This window comes from Micromonospora sp. ATCC 39149, assembly GCF_000158815.1.
Classification (GTDB): Bacteria; Actinomycetota; Actinomycetes; order Mycobacteriales; family Micromonosporaceae; genus Micromonospora.
The window spans coordinates 3,479,749-3,498,198 of sequence record NZ_GG657738.1 but is presented as its reverse complement, the minus strand read 5'-3'; the positions used below and the strand labels follow the sequence as shown (position 1 = coordinate 3,498,198).

The window sequence follows — 18,450 nt, the reverse complement described above, 5'->3', positions numbered from 1 at the left end:
GCTCCTGGGAGCAGTTCACCATCGCGCTCGCCTGACAGACCACGCACTACCCGGCGCCCGTCGGCACCACCCCCACATCGGGGATGGTCCGGCGGGCGCCGGCCTTCTCCCGTACCCGAAAGCAAAGCCGGCCGGACCCGCGACGGGCCCGGCCGGCTTCGTGTTCGCGGATCAGCGGTCGACGGCGGTCCCGTCCACCATGGCCCGGTCGGTGTCGGCGTTCCGCGTCGCGCCGAGCTTGGCGAGCAGGCCGGCCAGGTCGATGCCCGTCAGGTCGGTGCCGAGTTGGAGGCCCTGCGCCACGTTGCTCGCCACCGACTTCGTCAGCGAGGACGCCCCGTCGGTGGAGATCACCGTCAGCTTGTCGATCGCGCCGATCGGCGCGCTGGCGGCCTCGACCACCTGCGGCAGCACCCGGACCAGCAGGTCCAGCACCGCAGCCTCCCCGTACGCGGCGAACGCCTCGGCCTTGCGGGCCATCGCCTCGGCCTCGGCCTGGCCCCGGGCCAGGATGGCCGCGGCCTCGGCCTGGCCCTCCCGCTCGACCGCCTCGGCGATCGCGGAACGCCGGCGCTGCTCGGCCTCGCCCTCCTTGGCACCCTCGATGGCGTTCGCCTCGGCCAGCGCGGCCCGGCGGGCCCGCTCGCCCTCACCGGTGAGCCGGGACTGCTCGGCGACGGCCTGCGCGGCGGCGATGGTGGCCTGCCGCTGCGCGTCGGCGTTGAGCACCGCCGCGTTGCGGGCCGCCTCGGCCTCCTGCTCCACCTTGTACCGGGCGGCGTCGGCCGGCTTGCGCACCTCGGTGTCGAGCTGGCGCTGCTTCAGCTCGGCGTTGCGCTCGGCCACCTTCTGCTGCTCGGAGAGGATCGCCTGGTCCCGCTCGGCCTGGGCGAGCGGGCCGGCCGCCGCCGACTTGGCCTTCGCGGCGTCGATCTCCGCCTGGATCGCGGCCTGCTTCAGCGACAGGTTCCGGTTGGCCTCGGCGATGGCCTCCTCGGCGAGCAGCCGCTCCTGCTCGGCCTGCTGCCGGGCCCGGGCCTCGGCGATCGCGGCGTCCTTGAGCACCCGGGCCGCCTCCGGCCGCCCCAGGTCCTGCAGGTACGACCCCTCGGCCACGATGTCCTGGAGCTGGAAGGTGTCCAGCACCAGCCCCTGGTTGGTCATCGAGTGCTCGGCTTCCTCGGCCACCGCGCTGGCGAACGCCGCCCGGTCCCGGATGACCTCCTCGATGGTGAGGCGGCCGACGATCGAACGGAGCGCGCCGGCGAGCACCTCGCGGGTGAAGTTGTCGATCTCGTCCTGCTGGTGCAGGAAGCGCTGCGCGGCGGCACGGATCGCGTCCTCGGTGCCGCCGACCTTGACGATGGCGACGCCGTGCAGCTCGGCCCGGATGCCCTGCTTGCTCACCGCGCCCTTGATGCCGACGTCGATGCGCCGGCTGGACAGGTCCAGCGACTGGAGCTTCTGCACCACGGGCAGCACGAAGACCGACGCGCCGAGGACGACCTTCTGGCCGGACATGTCGGTGGACCGACCGCCGTCGGCGGTCTCGGTGGTCCGCCCCTTGCGGCCGGTGACGATGAAAGCCTCGTTGGGTCCGGCGACCTTGATCCGGGACAGCACGAACAGGATGAGGACGACGACGAGGAGCACCGCGCCGCCGATGGCGATGAGAAGGGGCATGCGACTTCCGCTCTGCGAGGAGGGAGGGGGTTCGGTAGGTCAGTAGGTCTCGACGTGCACGCTGGTCTCGCTCAGGGCCTCCACCACGAAGACCTGTTCGCCCATCCCGATTGGCCGGTCGGCGCGGGCGTTGAGCTTGACCGGCTGGCCGGCGACCCGGACCCGGACCTCGCCGTAGCCGTCCACGGGGATCGGGGTCACGACCAGGCCGAGCGCGCCAACGAGGTGGTGGCGGGTGGGCGTGGGGTCGGTGCGCATGGTGCGGGCCGCCCGGCTCAGCCGGGCCGCGACCCACGCCGTGGGCACCGCCGCGACCGCGCCGCCGGCCACCGCCGCCGCGACCATCCCGGGGGTACGCGAACCGAGCAGCTCGTTGACGATCGCCGCGCCGAAGCCGAACGCGCCGACGAACCCGGCGACCGTCTCCAGGGCAACCGGACCGTCGACGCCGGGATGACTGAACTGGAACAGCTCGGTGCCGAGCAGGGCCAGCGCCAGCACGCCGACGCCCGCCCCGCCGATGATCAGAAAGATGAGCGTTCCCGTGGCCACGACCTGCACGGTATCGACGCTGCGCAAGGTCATCCGGCGTCGTCCAGAGTCAGCGCCGTGGACCTCGTCGCCGGTCACCCGCCCGTTGGGTCGCGATCACACTCTGCCAGCCCATCGGGGATGCTTGGTCAGTTCCGCTCCGGCTTCTGCCGGCAGAGGTATATCTGGTAGCCCGCGATCTCATGTCGAGAAACCACTTCGACCCCCTGTGGACGGGCAGACCGGGCGAAATTGTCCGACATGGCGCTTGATTCAGGCAGGACGTAGGCCACCTGCTCCGACTGCCGGACCTGGTTACGATACGGCCGGTAACGATCGAACCCGGGCGCAAGGTTCTCGTCGAGGACCGCGCAGCGGACCTGCTCCCGACTGCGGTAGGCAAGCCGGTTGCACGTCCAGTACTCGGAATAGACGTGCGTGATGCCACCTGCCCGCAGATGGTCCAAAAGTTGCTGTTCGTCGTCGGCTTCAGCAGCGTAGTGGGGGCGGTAGGCGATCAACTGCCCGGTAGCGACCAGCAGGCCAGCGAAGATCGCACAGGTGAGTGCGATACAGCCGACGGCCAGGACGACGCCATGCCTGCTCGGGCCGGTCCCACTTCGTCGGGGTGTGCCCTTGCCGTCGGAGGTGTTGGCCCCCACCCTGCCGACCAGGGAACTCGTGCCGATCCACAGCGGCCAGAGAACCGCCGGCAGCGACACCATCGCGTAGTGAAGGTAGCGGGCGCTCTCGATTGGGGTCGTCGCCGACGAGGAACTCGCGGTATACGCGGCCAGGGTCATCGCAGCGCCGGCGACGAGCGCAAGCCGACCGGCATGCAAACGACGTTCACCGGCGTCGGCTCGGCGTATCGCCACGACGGCGATGATCGCTGCCACTACCAGCAGAGTCAGGTAGGCCGGCCCCCACCACATCTGCCAGGTCGCACAGCGACTCGGCGCGCACATCCCGGAACTGAGCGGTAGGCCGAGGAGGACCGCACCGTGCAACCTGTCCGACCACGCGGCCGACTCGGTCGCGCCACTGAGCGACAGCAACACCGAAAAGGAGTTGGGGTGGTCGGAGCGAAGGTTGAACCAGATCAACGGCGCTGCGCCGAGGACGAATCCGGAAACTGCCAGGGATGCCCGACGCATCGTCAGCTCTGATCGGCTCGCCCATGTTACGAGTAGCACAGCAGCGGCAACATACGGCAGGGCAAGCCAGTGGGTCCAGACGATGTAACCGGCCAGCCAGCCCCAAACGGCGTATGTCATCTTCCGCTTGTCCGGCTGGAGAGCCAGAAGTGCAGATGCCAGCATGAGTCCGGCGGCAGCGGTGGCCACATCGGAATAGCCGCCGGCTCCGATGATCTGGTCTTTGACCACCCGGTCAGACCCGAACGCCATGACCGCCATGATGAAGACGGCGAACCAGGGAGTGTAGAGGGTGCGCGTCAGCCGGAAGACGAGAACAAGGAAGGCGGCATACATTGCGAGTGCCGGCAGACGAAGTACCCACCAGTGTGTTCCGAGAACCTGAATCAAGGGGGCCGCAAGATAGGAGTAAAAGGTGCCCATGTAGTCCTGGCCGTAGAAGAACGTCGGCCAGTGCCGGCCTTCTCCGATGTGCAGGGCGGCCAGACCGGCAGTACCCTCATCACTATTGGCTGGCGGAACGTCCAGTGCCGTCAGTATCGCCCGATACAAGACACCCGCAAGGCCGAGAGCTGCTGCCACATAGCCGGGGAGCGATTTTCCCAGGCTGTGTGATGCAGTCGACCCCACTAGCGTTTCTCCTACGGTTCCGACCCGGCCGGCAAGCTCATCCTTCTCGACTCACTTCGCCACGGCCCTCCCTCGCTGACGGCATTCATATCTCCATTGAGCCGCGCCCGGCGATTCTGCCACAGCGCGCGGTGGGACGGCCCGGTGACGACGCCGAGGCTCTGGTGTGGCAGGCCGCCGATCGCGGCGACGATGTCGCATTGCGGGCGTGGCTGGTCGAGGCAAGGATCTCACCGGGCGGGCGGACGCGGGCGTGTCGCACCGGCGGGGGAGAATGGGGCGTGCGTTGGACCGTGCTCGACTCCCCGATCGGCGAGTTCTCCGTGGCCACCGAAGACGACGCCGTGTGTGGCGCGCACTTCGGGCGGGTGGAGACGGCCGTCGAGGCCCCCGGCGACGAGCTGTCCGGCCGGGCCGTGGCCGAGCTGCGGGCGTACTTCGCCGGGGAGCTGACCGAGTTCACGGTGCCAGTGGCGGTGCGCCGGGGCTCCGAGTTCGAGCGCGCGGTGTGGCGGGAGATGACCCGCATCCCGTACGGGGAGACGTCGACGTACGGCGAGGTGGCCCGAGTGGTCGGAGACCCGGGGGCGGCGCGGGCGGTCGGCATGGCCTGCAACCGCAACCCCGTTCCCGTGATCGTCCCCTGCCACCGGATCGTGGGCGCGGGGGCGAAGCTGGTCGGGTTCGGCGGCGGCCTGCCCCGCAAGGTGAAGCTGCTGGAGCTGGAGGCCGGCGTCGCCCTGCGCCGCGCCTGGTCCTGACGGCTACGGCCTGCGTCGAAGTGCGGATACGGCGGCCGCGCCCCGGCGGTGATGCCGGCCTGAACGACCACGGAGGGCCGGGTCCCGACGGACCCGGCCCTCGCCGTGCTGGTGCGGGCACCGGCCCGCTGCGTGGTCAGCGCGTCAGCGCTCGACCTCGCCGGCGATGAACGCCTCGACGGCGGCGTGCGCGTCGTGGTCGGCGTACTGCACCGGCGGGGACTTCATGAAGTACGACGAGGCCGACAGGATCGGGCCGCCGATCTTGCGGTCCAGGGCGATCTTCGCGGCCCGGACGGCGTCGATGATGACGCCGGCCGAGTTCGGCGAGTCCCACACCTCCAGCTTCAGCTCCGCGTTGAGCGGGGTGTCGCCGAAGGAGCGGCCCTCCAGGCGGATGTACGCCCACTTGCGGTCGTCGAGCCACGGCACGTGGTCCGACGGGCCGATGTGCACGTCGCTCTTGACCATCTCGTGCGGGATCTGGGACGTCACCGACTGGGTCTTCGAGATCTTCTTCGAGACCAGCCGGTTGCGCTCCAGCATGTTCATGAAGTCCATGTTGCCGCCGAAGTTGAGCTGGTACGTGCGCAAAAGCTCGACCCCACGGTCCTCGAAGAGCTTCGCCAGGGCCCGGTGCACGATGGTGGCCCCGACCTGGCTCTTGATGTCGTCGCCGACGATCGGCAGGCCCGCGTCCTCGAACTTCTTGGCCCACTCGGGGTCGGAGGCGATGAAGACCGGCAGGGCGTTGACGAACGCGCAGCCGGCGTCGATCGCGGCCTGGGCGTAGAACTTGTCGGCCTGCTCGGAGCCGACCGGCAGGTAGGAGACGACGACGTCGACCTGGGCGTCACGCAGCGCCTTGGCCACGTCGACCGGCTCGGCGTCCGACTCCTCGACGATCTCGCGGTAGTACTGGCCCAGGCCGTCGAAGGTCGGGCCGCGCTGCACGCTGACGCCGGTCGGCGGCACGTCGCAGAGCTTGATCGTGTTGTTCTCGCTGGCGACGATCGCCTCCGCGAGGTCCATGCCCACCTTCTTGGCGTCCACGTCGAACGCCGCGACGAACTCCACGTCCGAGACGTGGTAGTCGCCGAAGGTGACGTGCATGAGACCCGGGACGCGGTCGTTCGGGTCGGCGTTGCGGTAGTACTCCACGCCCTGTACGAGGGACGAGGCGCAGTTCCCCACACCGACGATGGCGACGCGGACGGAGCCCATAGCGTCTGCCTCCTTCTTCTTCATCACGGCCGCTCTTTCCTGGACTCTCCAGGCGGAGGCGGGCTGTCGTTATCTCGTCGGCCGCCGGCTGTCCCGCTTTTCGGGACCGTCGGGGCACGGCCGGAGCGCTCGTTGGCGATGAGCTCCTCCAGCCAGCGGACCTCGCGCTCACAGGCATCGAGGCCATGGCGCTGAAGTTCCAGGGTGTACGCGTCGAGGCGCTCGGCCGCCCGGCCCAGCACGTCGCGAAGCCCTTCGCGACGCTCCTCGATCTTGCGGCGGCGACCCTCCAAAATGCGGAGCCGGGTCGCCTGGTCCGTGCGGGCGAAGAACGCGAAGTGCACGCCGAAGCCCGTGTCGTCGTACGTCTCGGGACCGGCCTGTGCGATGAGCTGGGCGAAGCGTTCCTTGCCCTCCGCAGTGATCTTGTAGACCACCCGGCCCCGGCGGCTGGTCAGTGCGGGAACCTCCTCGGCGGTCGCGGGCGTCTCGGCGGCTTCGGTGATCCACCCTGCCGCCTGCAACCGGCGCAGGGTCGGGTAGAGCGAGCCGTAGCTGATCGCCGCACGAATCGCGCCCAGCTTGGCCGTGAGCTCCTTGCGAAGCTCGTAGCCGTGCATCGGGGACTCCTGGAGGAGGCCGAGGATGGCGAGGTCGAGCACGGGCCATCCCTTCTCACCCCGACGCGGAGGTGCAACCGCCGCGATGTATCGGTCCGATACATCGCACGTTAGCGGCTCACCCAGGATCAGGGCAAACCCCATGCCGAATTCCTGGGGTCACTGAATGTGACGGCGGTCGCCTCGCCGCGCCGGACCGCGTACCCTTCTCCGCATGCGTACGCAGCGCCAGGTCGTCGACTACTCGCTTCGGAAGCGAGCGGTGCTGCGTGAGCTTCTCGCCGGCCGAATCGGCACGTACGACGTCTGCGACGCGTCGCCGTACCTTAAGAACGCAGCCCGCTTCCACGGTGAGCCCACCGAGGAGCGCTGCCCGATCTGCCGCAGCGAGAACCTCACCCACGTCCACTACATTTACGGGGACGAACTCAAGCAGTCCGCCGGGCAGGCGCGTACCCTTGCCGAGTTGCCCGTCCTCGCGATGACACTGAGTGAGTTTCAGGTCTTCGTGGTGGAGGTGTGCCTCGGCTGCGGCTGGAACCACCTCGTCGAGCAGTTCCTGCTGGGCCGGGACGGGCTGGCTGATGGCGCGGAGGACGGGGCGGGTCCCGGCGCTGCCGGTGCTTCGGCCGCCACGGCCCCGGGCACCGGTCCGGCCGTTCGGCGGAGGCGAGAGGCGCAACGGTGAATCCAGCTGACTCGGTTGGTCCGGTGTGGAGGAGGCGGAACGACCGACAGCTTTTTGGCCCGATAGGTCCGATTGATCCGAAAGTGATGCGCTCGGCCCGACCCGTTCGGGCGGAGCCGTCGCGTGTTTCAGCTCACGGCAACCCGGTGGCGGCGCGACCGCGTCCCACCGCGACCGGCAGGGTGTGAGGAATGAACTCGTACGGCGATCCCAGCTCCTCGCGCGGGCGGGCCCAGATACCGGGCGCCAACGGCGACCCCGGCGCGGGCTCGGCCGACGCGTACCGTCGCGGCGACGACGCCCGTGGTAGCTGGTCAGAGGCTCCGGCGCAGCCGGGCCGTGCCTCCGTGCCGCCCCGCGGCCCGGCCGCAGGGGGCCGCGCCTCGGTAGGCGGCTCCGCACCCGTGCCGCCGCGTGCCGGTGGCGCACCCGTGCCGCCGCGCGCCGGTGGCGCCTCCGGCTCGGCATCGGTGGGCTCCGTCCCGGTGGGGCGCGCGGGGGCCGGCCGGGCCTCGGTGCCCGTCTCCCCCGCCCCCGGGCCGGTGGCGGGCCGGGCCGGCGCGGGCCGTGCCTCGGTGCCGGTCTCCCCGGCGCCAGTCTCCCCGGCGGGCCGTGCCTCGGTCGGTGTCGGCTCCGCAGGACGGGCGAGCGTGGGCGCCGCGTCGGTGGGTGCCACATCGTTCGGCGGTGGCGCCGGCCGGGCCTCCGTCGCCCGGGCGAGCGTCTCCCCGGCCTCCGGCATCGCCGCGCCGTCCGGCGGGGGCGACCGGGGTCCCGACGGCAGGACGAAGTCGGCGCGGGCCCGCAAGCGCAGGCGGGCGAACATCCTGATCGCCTGCTTCGCGGTCTTCATCATGCTCGCCGGCATCGGTGTGGTCGGCTTCACGTACTACTCGACCAACGTCGTGCTGCCCGAGGACACCGCGCCGCCCCAGGCGACGACCCTCTACGCGTTCGACAACAAGACCATCATCGCCAAGGTGGGCGAGCAGAACCGCACCCTGGTCACCATCGACCAGATCCCGCAGCACGTGCAGGACGCGGTCGCCGCCGCCGAGGACCGGAACTTCTACCGGCACTCCGGTGTGGACTACAAGGGCATCGCCCGGGCCGCGTGGAACAACATCTCCGGCGGCGACAAGCAGGGCGCGTCGACCATCACCCAGCAGTACGCCCGCAACGCGTACGACAACCTGAAGGACGACACCTACGCCCGGAAGGTGAAGGAGGCGATCCTCGCCTCCAAGCTGAACGACAAGTACGGCAAGCCGCAGATCATGCAGCACTACCTCAACGTGATCTACTTCGGCCGGGGCGCGTACGGGATCGAGGCGGCGGCGCAGACGTACTTCGGCAAACCGGCGAAGAGCCTGACCGTCGCCGAGGGCGCGGTGCTCGCCGCGCTGATCAAGCAGCCGGTCGCCAGCTCCACCCACAAGGGGTACGACCCGGCGGTCAACCCGGTCGACGCCAAGTCCCGCTGGGACTACGTGATCAACGGGATGGTCGAGGAGGGCTGGCTGGACGCCCCCGGCAAGCCCCAGCGGCCGACCGAGTACCCGAAGAACATCAAGAGCCCGAAGAACGGCGGGGCCGGCATCGACTTCGGCGTGAACACGCCCTACGGCAACGTCATCAACTACGTCAAGGTCGAGATGCGCGAGAAGGGCCTCTGCGTCGACAAGGAGGCGGAGGTCACCGACCAGAAGCCGCTCTGCTCGCAGGCGCTGATGGCCGGCGGTTACCGCATCCGCACCACGATCGACACGAAGATCCAGAAGGCCGCGGTGGAGGCCGCCCAGCGCAAGACGAAGGGTTCGGAGCTCGCCGGCCAGCCGAAGAACCTGATGGCCGCGGTCGTCGCGATCGACCCGGCGAACGGGCGCGTCGTCGCCTACTACGGCGGCGACAACGGCACCGGCACCGACTACGCCGGCAAGAACACCGACGCCAACGGCACGGTCAGCGGCGGGCACTCGCCCGGATCGAGCTTCAAGATCTACACCCTGGCCGCCGCGCTGAAGGCCGGCAAGGCGCTGGAGTCGCGCTGGAAGGGCCGGGCCTTCACCCCCGAGGGGACGAAGTTCAAGGTCAGCAACGCGGGTGTGGACAACCCGTCCTGCGGCAACTCCTGCACCCTGAGGGTCTCCACCCTCAAGTCGCTGAACGTGCCGTTCTACCACGTTACCGAGGAGATCGGGCCGGACAAGGTCATCGACATGGCCAAGCAGGCCGGCGTCACCATGATGTGGCGCACGGACACCAACCCCGCGAAGGCGTACGACCTGACCAAGACCGACCCGAAGGACATCGCGCCCTCGCCGTTCTTCCACGTCGTCGGGTACGGCCAGTACCCGATCACCGTCCTCGACCACGCCAACGGCGTCGCCACCTTCGCCAACGAGGGCGTCTACAACAAGGCCCACTTCCTCTACTCGGTCGAGAAGCAGAACGAGACCACCGGAAAGTGGGAGAAGATCAGCAGCGAGAAGATCGAATCCAAGCGCCGGATCGACAAGGACGTCGTCGCCGACGTGACGTCGGTGCTGAAGGAGTACCCGGGCCAGGTCAACCACCGGCTCGCAGACGGCCGCGAGGCGACCGCCAAGACCGGCACCTGGGAGCTCAAGTCCGACAGCCCGGAGAACGGCGACGCCTGGATGATCGGATACACGCCGCAGCTCGCCACGGCCGTCTGGGTGGGCAACGTGCAGAAGCGGCTGCCGCTGAAGCTGAGCGACGGCCGCAAGGTCAGCGGCGCGAACCTCCCCGGCGGGATCTGGGAGCGGTTCATGAACGACGCGCTCAAGGGCGAGCCGAAGAAGAGCTTCCCGCCGGCCGCGAACGTCGGCGACCCGGAGGCGGGCAACGGCGACCCGCCCCCGCCGCCAGAGCCAACCAACCCGACCCCGCCGGACTGCGACCCGCAGAACATCTTCTGCCCGCAGAATCCCGGCAACGGCAACCCGGGCAACGGTGGGCTCCCCGGCAACCCTGACGGGCCCGACAGCCCGACGAATCCCGGGCCTGGCAACGATGGGGGCAACAGCGGGGGGCTGCTGCCGACCATCGCCCCCCGTACCAACCGGGAGTGAGCAAACCGAACTGAGCACCGTCGCCGGCGCCCGAACACCACGTCCGGCCGCCGGCGACGTTTCGTCTACCGGAATGTTTGCCCTGGGGCGGGACGTGAGGGCTATCGGTGCGGGATGATTCCTGTCCATGAGCACCCAGTCGACGGCAGACATGGACGACGCCGGAGCCGGCGACCACCCGTCCCGGTCGGACGGGTTCGTCCGTGGCGCCTCGGAGCTGATCGGTGGCCCGTTGGGCGACCACGCGGTGGCGCTGGACCGGCCCGTTGCGCGGGAGAGCCGGTTCTGGACGGCCGCCCGGATCGTGTTGGCCCTGACCTGCCTGACCCTCGCCCTGCACTGGGTGCAGAAGTCCCCCTGCCAGGACGGCGCGTGGCAGAGCAACATCCAGTACACGCGGATGTGCTACACCGACGTGCTGGCGCTGTACTACGCCGAGGGGCTCAACGAGGGCAAGGTGCCCTACCGCGACCACCCCGTCGAGTACCCGGTGCTGACCGGGTACTTCATGGGTGCCCTCGGCCTGCCGGTGCATGCCCTCGGCGTCGACAACCCGGGGATCAACCAGGGGCAGTGGGCGTACAACGTCAACGCCCTGGTGCTCAGCGCCCTCGCGGTGGCCACCGTCGCGGTCATCCTCGCCCTGCGCCGCCGACGACCCTGGGACGCCGCCCTCTTCGCACTGGCCCCCGCCCTGTTCCTCACCGCCACCGTCAACTGGGACCTGCTCGCCATCGGGCTGGCCGCGTTCGGGCTGTTCGCCTGGGCCCGCAGCCGGCCGGCGCTGGCCGGGGTGCTGCTCGGCCTGGCCGGCGCGGCCAAGATGTGGCCGCTGTTCGTCCTCGGGCCGATCCTGGTGCTCGCCCTGCGCGCGAACCGGATCCGCGCCGGCCTCACCGCAGTCGGCACGGCGCTCGTGGCGCTCGTCGCGGTCAACCTCCCGGCGGCCGTGCCCTACCGCGACAACTGGGACCGCTTCTTCGAGCTGAACACGACCCGGCCCATCGACTGGGGCACGCTCTGGTACATCGGGCGCTACCTCGATGGCAAGGTCAACACCGGCGGCCCAGGCGCGATGGGGCCGTTCGAGTGGCTCAACGCCAACATCCCCACCCTGAACTGGATCTCATACGCCCTGTTCGGGCTGGCCTGCCTCGGCGTGGCGGTGCTGGCCCTGCGCGCACCGCGCCGACCCCGGCTGTCCCAGCTCGCCTTCCTCGTCGTCGCCGCGTTCCTGATCTTCAGCAAGGTGTGGTCGCAGCAGTTCGTCCTCTGGCTGCTGCCGCTGGTTGTCCTCGCCCGCCCGAAGTGGGGCGCGTTCATCGCCTGGCAGGTCGCCGAGATCGGCTACTTCGTCGCCTTCTACGGGGAACTGCTCGGCGCGGCGACCAGCCGCCCGGTCTTCCCCGAGGGGGTCTTCGTGCTGGCGTCGGCGCTGCGGCTGGGCACCGTCGTGGTGCTCTGCGTGCTGGTCGTGAAGGAGATCCTGCACCCCGAGCGCGACGTGGTGCGGGACACCTACGCCGACGACCCCGACGGCGGGGTGCTCGACGGCACGCCCGACGCGCCGTGGGTGGACCGCTGGCGGCGGCGCATCGAGCCCGCCGAGCCCGCCGCCGTGCCGGCCCCGACGCCAGCCTGAGGTGCACCCGCCCCGCGTCGGGGCAGTGTCAGAGGTGGAAGACCACCGCGTTGTCGACCTGCTCGCGGGTGATGCCGAGGGCGTCCACGGGGGCGTCGATCGTCGTAGCCCACGGGGTGTCAGCGATCTGGTCGCGCAGCACCACCACGTTGCGGACGCCCAGGCTGCGCAGGTAGGTCACGCTCGCCTGGTCCGGGAAACTCTCGGTCACCTTCCGGATCTCGGCCAGCCGCTCCGGGGTGAAGCCGCTGCCGCCGTTGACCACGTCCTGGAACCGGCTGGTCGACCACAGCATCACCGGCTGGTCGTGGTTCTGGCTGCTGGGCAGCACCAGCATCGGGCCGTCCACCGACCGCATCGCGGCCGGCTGGGTCGGCACCACCGGGTGCGGGGTGGCGTTGAGCCCCTCGGCGATCACCAGCAGCAGCGGCAGCACGGTGGCCAGCCGCAGCCACGGGCCCGGCCACGGCGGGACCCGCTCAGCGGCCCACTCCCGCACCCGGATCGTGAAGGCGCTGACCGCCCCCGCGGCGAGCAGCGCGAGCAGCAGCGTCGTCCAGAGCATCATCCGCCCAGGCGTGCGCAGCCCGTTCCAGCCCGGCAGGTACTCGAAGAGCAGCCCGTAGGTGAAGGTGCCGCCGAAGAACCGGGTGCCCATGGCCAGGACCATGGTGACCACCACCCCGGCGAGCAGCAGCAACCGGTGCCGCAGCCGCCACACCGAGAAGAACAGCCCGCCCGCCGCCAGCGCGTAGAGCGCGAAGCCGGGCAGCAGGCTCATCTCCGGGTGCCAGGGCAGCGCCGTTCGAGCCCCCTCGTGCAGCCCGCCCCAGATGCGGGACTCGGCCGGCGCGGTGAAGAAGCCCGAGAACGGCGGCGAGTAGACGCCGATGTCGCCGAGGGTCCGCGCGGCGTTCGGGTGCAGCTCGGCGACCTTGAAGTAGGGAATAGCCAGCAGGCCGCCCACCCCGGCGAACAGCAGCGCGCCGACGACGTCGGCGACGAGCAGCCGTACCCCGAACGGCCGCCGCACCGACCGGCGCCGGACGAACCAGGTGACGGTGGCGACCAGCGTCACCCCCGCCAGCACGTACGCGAACGGCAGCCCGATGCCGAAGCCCAGGCTGAGCTGCCAGGCGGCCACCACCCACCCGGCGTACGCCCACCCGGCGTGCCGTCGCTCGGGGCGGTACCCGTGGCGCAGCGACCAGCCGTGCCCCCGGGCCAGCATGGCCAGCGCCAGCGGGATGCCGCCGTTGGAGACGATGTGCAGGTGCCCCGCCTGGGCGAGCAGCCAGGGGGCGTACGTGTAGCCGGCACCGGCCACGGCCGCACCCGCACGGGCCGCGCCGAGCTGCCGGGCCAGCGCGTACGCCCCGAGCATGGCGAGCGCGTGGGCCAGCACGAACATGATGTTGTAACGGAGCAGGGCCGCCTCGGGGCCGGTGCCGATCATGCCGGCCGGCGCGTACCCGAGCAGCGTGTCGGAGAAGGCGAAGCTCCACGGCTCCGGGAAGAACGTGTTGGCGTGCCAAAGCCGCGCCGGGTCGGTCAGCAGGATGTGGCCCGACCAGGCCATCTGCCAGGCCTGGAGGCTCGGGTCCCAGTAGTCCTGCGGAAGCGTGTAGAGCGGATACCGCAGCGTCGGCCAGGTGAGCGCGACGGCCAGCGCCAGCGAGCCGAGCACGGCCAGGGTCCACTCGTGGACACCGAAGCGGCCGACCGCCCGGAGGCCGCGACGCAGCCGCCCCGGCACCGGCTCCGGGGCGGGGGCGAACGCCTCCCACCGGTCCGGCTTCCCGCCGTCCCCGGCGGTGGCGTCGCCGGCCTCGCCGTCGCGGTCCTTTCCGGCCTCGCCGTCGCCGTTTTTGCCGGCCCCGCCGTCGCCGTCCTTGCCGCCTTCGGCGCGGTCCTTCGTGGCGGCGTTGCCCTCGGCCTGGTCCTTCGCGGTGGCGTCACCCACCGCCGGCTCCGTCCCGGCGGTGGCCTCGTTCTGGGTGTCGGACTGCTCGGTCGTCATGCGGCCCGGCTCCCCACGCCGAGCCGGTCGCGCAGAAAGGCGATGTCGGCACCCTGACCGTCCGCCCCACCCGGGGTCTCCACGATCGCCGGTGCGCCCGCTGCCCGGATCACGGCCACCACCAGCTCCGGGTCGATGGTGCCGCCGTCGAGGTTGTCGTGCCGGTCCCGCCCCGAACCGAACGTGTCCTTCGAGTTGTTGGCGTGCACCAGATCGATCCGCCCAGTGATCGCCTTGACCCGGTCGACCAGGCCGAGCAGCTCCTCACCCCCGGCGTGGGCGTGGCAGGTGTCGAGGCAGAAGCCCACCTCGTACTCGCCGAGCGCGTCCCAGAGCCGGGCCAGCGCGTCGAGGCGCCGGGCACAGGCGTTGTCCCCGCCCGCGGTGTTCTCGATCAGCACCGGCACGGCGAAGCCGCCGGCGTCCGCCGCGTACGCGAATGTCTTGCGCCAGTTGTCGAACCCGACCGCCAGGTCGTCGCCCGCGTTGACGTGCCCGCCGTGCACGATCAGGCCCTTCGCGCCGATCTCCGCCGCCGCCGTGGCGTGACCGAGCAGCAGCTTGCGGCTCGGGATGCGGATCCGGTTGTTCAGGGTCGCCACGTTGATGACGTACGGCGCGTGGACGTAGAGGTCGATCTCGGCGGCGCGCAACCTGTCGGCGTCCTCCCGGGGTTTCGGGGCCTTCCAGCCCTGCGGATCGGAGAGGAAGAACTGCACGGCCTCGGCGGCCCGGGAGGTCGCCTCGGACAGCGGGTCGGCGGAATCGACGTGGGCTCCGATACGCATGGAGGCGAGCCTACGTCGAGGTACCGACGCACGGGGCGACGGCGCGGGTCGGGTCGCGGCGTGCCGCGACGGGCAGGCGGAGGCACGCCCCGTGGTGGGCGTCACCCGGGTCACCCTCGGTCGTTGGTCCCGGTGGAATCGACGGTCGGCCCTTGCCGGTAGCGGACCGCCAGGCGGGGCTGCGACGCGCGGACGGGCGTTCTGCCGCTGATGGGGCAAAACTCTTGTTTCGCTCCACACATGACGAAATCGTTGTACCGTCGGATAACAACACAATGAAGCTCCGCGGGGCGTTTCGGTCCAACCTCATCGGTGTGGTCGTTCCTCCCCAGGTCCCACCCAAGGAATGCGGACGGGACGCCCCGCGGCCTCGTGACCGGGGGCCTGTGGTCGACGCGCGATCGTCGGCCCGGGCCCCCGGTTCCCGTGCCCGGCCCCCGGTTCCCCTGCCCTGCCCCTGCCCGTCGCCGGTCCCGCCGCGCCGAACCGCGAAGGCCGACCTGCCCGGGCATGATCGTCCGGGCCGGGTATCCTGGTCGGGTTGTCCGCGTCCGGACGGGTTCCCCCGCCCCGGAGCGGTCACGACGCACGACCTCCTGCCACGGAAGGACCGTGGCCGCCTAGCCCACAGGAGGTGAGCACGTCTTGCGTCATTACGAGATCATGGTGATCCTCGACCCCAGTCTCGAGGAGCGCACCGTCGCCCCGTCGCTCGACACGTACCTGAACGTGATCCGGACCGCGGGTGGCTCGGTCGAGAAGACCGACGTGTGGGGCCGCCGGCGCCTCGCGTACGAGATCAACAAAAAGGCCGAGGGCATCTACGCTGTCGTCGACCTGCAGGCCACGCCTGCGGCGGTGGCCGAGCTGGACCGTCAGCTGCGGCTCAACGAGTCCGTGCTGCGCACCAAGGTCATCCGGCCGGAGATGCGCTAACAGCAGTCAACCCGGTTCACCACCCGGATCAGCCTCATCAACGCTGTCGTAGGGCTCTGAGAGCCTGTACGGCGAACGATGAGTGCGCGAGGAGATGGTCATGGCAGGAGACACCACCATCACGGTCATCGGCAATCTGACCGATGACCCCGAGTTGCGTTTCACCCCCTCGGGGGCCGCGGTCGCCAAGTTCCGGGTCGCCTCGACACCCCGGTTCATGGACAAGGCGTCCGGCGAGTGGAAGGACGGCGAGCCGCTGTTCCTCGCGTGCACGGTCTGGCGTCAGGCCGCCGAGCACGTCGCCGAGTCGCTGCAACGCGGTGCCCGGGTGATCGTGTCGGGCCGGCTGCGCCAGCGGTCCTACGAGACCCGCGAGGGCGAGAAGCGCACCGTCATCGAGCTTGAGGTCGACGAGATCGGTCCGTCCCTGCGCTACGCCACGGCGAAGGTGCAGAAGATGTCCCGTTCCGGCGGCGGTGGCGGCGGCTTCGGCGGTGGCGGTGGTGGCAACCAGGGCGGCGGCGGAGGCAACTTCGACGACCCCTGGGCCTCGGCCGCACCGGCTCCCTCGCGCGGTGGTTCGGGTGGCGGCAACTTCGACGAGGAGCCCCCGTTCTAATGGCGCCGAGCGCCCGCGATCGCAAACCAGGAGCACGCGCAATGGCTAAGGCCGCTGCACTTCGCAAACCGAAGAAGAAGGTGAACCCGCTCGACAAGGACGGGATTACCTACATCGATTACAAGGACACCGCGCTGCTGCGCAAGTTCATCTCCGACCGCGGCAAGATCCGCGCTCGGCGGGTGACCGGCGTGACCTCGCAGCAGCAGCGGCAGATCGCCCGTGCGGTCAAGAACGCCCGCGAGATGGCGCTCCTGCCGTACACGGCCACGGCCCGCTGAGAGGAGGCACCGATATGAAGATCATCCTGACTCAGGAGGTGTCCGGCCTTGGTGCCCCGGGTGACATCGTCGAGGTGAAGAACGGCTACGGCCGTAACTACCTGCTTCCGCAGGGCTTCGCGATCGCCTGGACCAAGGGTGCGGAGAAGCAGGTCACGGTCATCAAGCGGGCCCGCTCGGCCCGCGAGATCCGCGACCTCGGCCACGCCAACGAGGTCAAGGCCCAGCTTGAGGGCCTGAAGGTCAGCCTGAAGGCCCGCGCCGGCGACGGCGGGCGGCTCTTCGGCTCGGTCACCCCGGCCGAGATCGTCGACGCCGTCAAGGCGGCCGGCGGCCCGGCGCTGGACCGTCGGCGGCTGGAAACGCCCGGCCACATCAAGTCGCTCGGCGCGTACCCGGTCAGCATCAGGCTGCACCCCGAGGTGACCGCCAAGTTCGACCTGAACGTCGTCCAGGGCTGACGTCCGACAGCACCAACCCGCAGGGCCCGCACCGGTGATCCGGTGCGGGCCCTGCGTGCGTCCGGCGCGGGCGATCCGGTCAGCCGATGGGCTGCCCGGTCACCGCGCTGATCATCACCGTCGAGAGCCCGCCGCCGACCACCGCCGCCGCCAGCGCCACCGTCGCCGCCCGCCACGTCGTGCCGACCCGCCGCAGCAGCAGCGCGACCACGAGACTGCTGGCGAGCGCCAGGCCGAACCGGGGCACCCCGTTGACCAGCGAGCCGAGGGCGTGCGATCGCGGTGAGTCGCAGCCGCCACCGCTGATGTCCGTGACGCAGCCAGCCGGTGCCTGGCCGTCCAGCGTCAACAGCCAGACGAAGACCAGAATCACCGGCAGCAGGTAGCAGGCCGCCGTGTAGACCAGCGGACGGAACGGCCCGCCCGGGTCCGGATCGAGCAGGTCGTCCTCAAGACGGCGGTTCCATGACCTGGCGGGGACCGGCTCCGCCCGCCGCCGGGCCGGCACGTCGACCGCCCGTGCACCGCCGACCGCCTCAGCCCGGCGACGGGCCGCCTCCGCCCTGCGCCGGGGCGCCGACCGGGGGCGGGGCGTGGTGTACGGCACCACCGGCGACTGCGGCGCGGAGGCGGGCGCGTCCGTCCACCGGGGATCGTCGTCGGCGAGCCGGGTGTCCGACCAGAACCCCTCCACGTGCTCCGGCCAGGACCACCCCTCGGCCGAGCTCTCCCCGGACCGGGGCTCCGCCGCCCGATCCCAGCGCCCGCCGTCGTCGACCCGGTCCCACTGCCCGGGGTCGGTGGTCGACCGCTCCCAGCCCCCGGTCTCGCCGGCCGACTCCCACCGCCCGACGTCCCCGGTACGGTCCCACCGGCCGATCTCGCCCGTGCGGTCCCACCGGCCGATGTCGCCGATCTCACCGGTCTGGTCCCAGTGCGCCGCGCCGCCCGGTGACTCCCACCGGCTCTCGACCGACGACCGGTCCCACGCGTGCACGCCCGAGGCGTCCCACGGATCCACCGCAGGCTGGTAGGACGCCGCCTCGGAGGTGGCCTCCGGCGGATTCGCCGCGCCCCGCTCCCACGGATCCACCGCCGGGCGGGTGGACCAGGAATCGGCGTCCGCCCGGCGGCTGCGGCGGGTCCGTCGCCCCACGCCCTCTGGTGCACCCGACTCGGCCGCGCCCGTCGCGGTGACCACGTCCTCCAGCCCCGACCAGATCACCTGCGGGCGGCGCGACGCTGAACGGCGGGGGCGCGCCGCCCGCGCCGCCCCCGACACGGGGTCGTCCTCGCCGGCCCGCCTGCTGCCCA

Annotated in this window: 16 protein-coding genes; 8 read left to right on the top strand and 8 right to left on the bottom strand. The window is 70.9% G+C overall.

All coding sequences use genetic code 11. The features are described 5' to 3' along the window. Positions 1–171: 171 nt before the first annotated feature. The 3 genes from MCAG_RS14845 to MCAG_RS14835 form a co-directional block, all read right to left on the bottom strand. Positions 172–1,683: a flotillin family protein gene (locus MCAG_RS14845; protein ID WP_036373508.1), complete on the bottom strand. Its 1,512-nt coding sequence runs from the start codon at positions 1,681–1,683 to the stop codon at positions 172–174. A 39-nt stretch (positions 1,684–1,722) separates the two neighbouring features. Continuing rightward, complete coding sequence (locus tag MCAG_RS14840) at positions 1,723–2,268, bottom strand: hypothetical protein (protein WP_007073801.1); 546 nt, start codon at positions 2,266–2,268, stop codon at positions 1,723–1,725. A gap of 95 nt (positions 2,269–2,363) precedes the next feature. After that, positions 2,364–4,001, bottom strand: coding sequence for a hypothetical protein (locus MCAG_RS14835; RefSeq protein WP_036373505.1), 1,638 nt, complete (start codon positions 3,999–4,001; stop codon positions 2,364–2,366). 281 nt (positions 4,002–4,282) lie between these two features. Here MCAG_RS14835 and MCAG_RS14830 point away from each other — a divergent pair, with 281 nt between their 5' ends. Next, positions 4,283–4,762: a methylated-DNA--[protein]-cysteine S-methyltransferase gene (locus MCAG_RS14830; protein WP_007073799.1), complete on the top strand. Its 480-nt coding sequence runs from the start codon at positions 4,283–4,285 to the stop codon at positions 4,760–4,762. A gap of 144 nt (positions 4,763–4,906) precedes the next feature. Here the strand turns inward: MCAG_RS14830 and MCAG_RS14825 are convergent, their stop codons facing one another. Further along, positions 4,907–5,986, bottom strand: coding sequence for an inositol-3-phosphate synthase (locus tag MCAG_RS14825; RefSeq protein WP_007073798.1), 1,080 nt, complete (start codon positions 5,984–5,986; stop codon positions 4,907–4,909). Positions 5,987–6,009: 23 nt separating this feature from the next. Further along, positions 6,010–6,648, bottom strand: a complete 639-nt coding sequence (locus tag MCAG_RS14820; RefSeq protein WP_007073797.1) for a PadR family transcriptional regulator — start codon at positions 6,646–6,648, stop codon at positions 6,010–6,012. 172 nt (positions 6,649–6,820) lie between these two features. Between MCAG_RS14820 and MCAG_RS14815 the strand changes: the two genes are divergently transcribed. The 3 genes from MCAG_RS14815 (at position 6,821) to MCAG_RS14805 (ending at position 12,031) form a co-directional block, all read left to right on the top strand. Further along, positions 6,821–7,294 (top strand): DUF5318 domain-containing protein, encoded by a 474-nt coding sequence (locus MCAG_RS14815; RefSeq protein ID WP_007073796.1) that lies wholly within the window; start codon positions 6,821–6,823, stop codon positions 7,292–7,294. A 191-nt stretch (positions 7,295–7,485) separates the two neighbouring features. Continuing rightward, positions 7,486–10,389, top strand: a complete 2,904-nt coding sequence (locus MCAG_RS14810; RefSeq protein ID WP_007073795.1) for a transglycosylase domain-containing protein — start codon at positions 7,486–7,488, stop codon at positions 10,387–10,389. Between the two features lie 127 nt (positions 10,390–10,516). Continuing rightward, on the top strand, positions 10,517–12,031 hold the full coding sequence (locus tag MCAG_RS14805; protein ID WP_036373502.1) for a glycosyltransferase family 87 protein: 1,515 nt from the start codon (positions 10,517–10,519) through the stop codon (positions 12,029–12,031). Positions 12,032–12,059: 28 nt separating this feature from the next. Here the strand turns inward: MCAG_RS14805 and MCAG_RS14800 are convergent, their stop codons facing one another. Then, positions 12,060–14,051, bottom strand: a complete 1,992-nt coding sequence (locus tag MCAG_RS14800) for a hypothetical protein (protein WP_007073793.1) — start codon at positions 14,049–14,051, stop codon at positions 12,060–12,062. Beyond that, the gene (locus tag MCAG_RS14795; RefSeq protein ID WP_007073792.1) at positions 14,048–14,839 is read right to left on the bottom strand and encodes a deoxyribonuclease IV; all 792 of its coding nucleotides are present in this window, start codon (positions 14,837–14,839) and stop codon (positions 14,048–14,050) included. The genes MCAG_RS14800 and MCAG_RS14795 overlap by 4 nt, the downstream gene beginning before the upstream one ends. A 645-nt stretch (positions 14,840–15,484) precedes the next feature. Between MCAG_RS14795 and rpsF the strand changes: the two genes are divergently transcribed. The 4 genes from rpsF (at position 15,485) to rplI (ending at position 17,136) form a co-directional block, all read left to right on the top strand. Then, entirely contained in the window at positions 15,485–15,775 is a 291-nt protein-coding gene (rpsF, locus tag MCAG_RS14790; RefSeq protein ID WP_007073791.1) for a 30S ribosomal protein S6, read from the top strand. Positions 15,776–15,857: 82 nt separating this feature from the next. Then, positions 15,858–16,394: a single-stranded DNA-binding protein gene (locus MCAG_RS14785; protein ID WP_198141569.1), complete on the top strand. Its 537-nt coding sequence runs from the start codon at positions 15,858–15,860 to the stop codon at positions 16,392–16,394. A gap of 41 nt (positions 16,395–16,435) precedes the next feature. Then, positions 16,436–16,675: a 30S ribosomal protein S18 gene (rpsR, locus tag MCAG_RS14780; protein ID WP_007073789.1), complete on the top strand. Its 240-nt coding sequence runs from the start codon at positions 16,436–16,438 to the stop codon at positions 16,673–16,675. 14 nt (positions 16,676–16,689) lie between these two features. Further along, on the top strand, positions 16,690–17,136 hold the full coding sequence (rplI, locus tag MCAG_RS14775) for a 50S ribosomal protein L9 (RefSeq protein WP_007073788.1): 447 nt from the start codon (positions 16,690–16,692) through the stop codon (positions 17,134–17,136). Positions 17,137–17,215: 79 nt separating this feature from the next. On the opposite strand, the gene MCAG_RS14770 is transcribed toward rplI, so the two are convergent. Continuing rightward, a partial coding sequence (locus MCAG_RS14770; RefSeq protein ID WP_232290179.1) for a hypothetical protein occupies positions 17,216–18,450 on the bottom strand: 1,235 nt, incomplete at its 5' end.

Bases quoted from the DNA above. Each gene is read 5' to 3' on its own strand.
- rpsR (WP_007073789.1), top strand. From the start codon at position 16,436: ATGGCTAAGGCCGCTGCACTTCGCAAACCGAAGAAGAAGGTGAACCCG.
- MCAG_RS14800 (WP_007073793.1), bottom strand. From the start codon at position 14,051: ATGACGACCGAGCAGTCCGACACCCAGAACGAGGCCACCGCCGGGACG.
- MCAG_RS14825 (WP_007073798.1), bottom strand. From the start codon at position 5,986: ATGGGCTCCGTCCGCGTCGCCATCGTCGGTGTGGGGAACTGCGCCTCG.
- rplI (WP_007073788.1), top strand. From the start codon at position 16,690: ATGAAGATCATCCTGACTCAGGAGGTGTCCGGCCTTGGTGCCCCGGGT.
- MCAG_RS14815 (WP_007073796.1), top strand. From the start codon at position 6,821: ATGCGTACGCAGCGCCAGGTCGTCGACTACTCGCTTCGGAAGCGAGCG.
- MCAG_RS14845 (WP_036373508.1), bottom strand. From the start codon at position 1,683: ATGCCCCTTCTCATCGCCATCGGCGGCGCGGTGCTCCTCGTCGTCGTC.
- MCAG_RS14840 (WP_007073801.1), bottom strand. From the start codon at position 2,268: ATGACCTTGCGCAGCGTCGATACCGTGCAGGTCGTGGCCACGGGAACG.
- MCAG_RS14795 (WP_007073792.1), bottom strand. From the start codon at position 14,839: ATGCGTATCGGAGCCCACGTCGATTCCGCCGACCCGCTGTCCGAGGCG.
- MCAG_RS14805 (WP_036373502.1), top strand. From the start codon at position 10,517: ATGAGCACCCAGTCGACGGCAGACATGGACGACGCCGGAGCCGGCGAC.
- MCAG_RS14810 (WP_007073795.1), top strand. From the start codon at position 7,486: ATGAACTCGTACGGCGATCCCAGCTCCTCGCGCGGGCGGGCCCAGATA.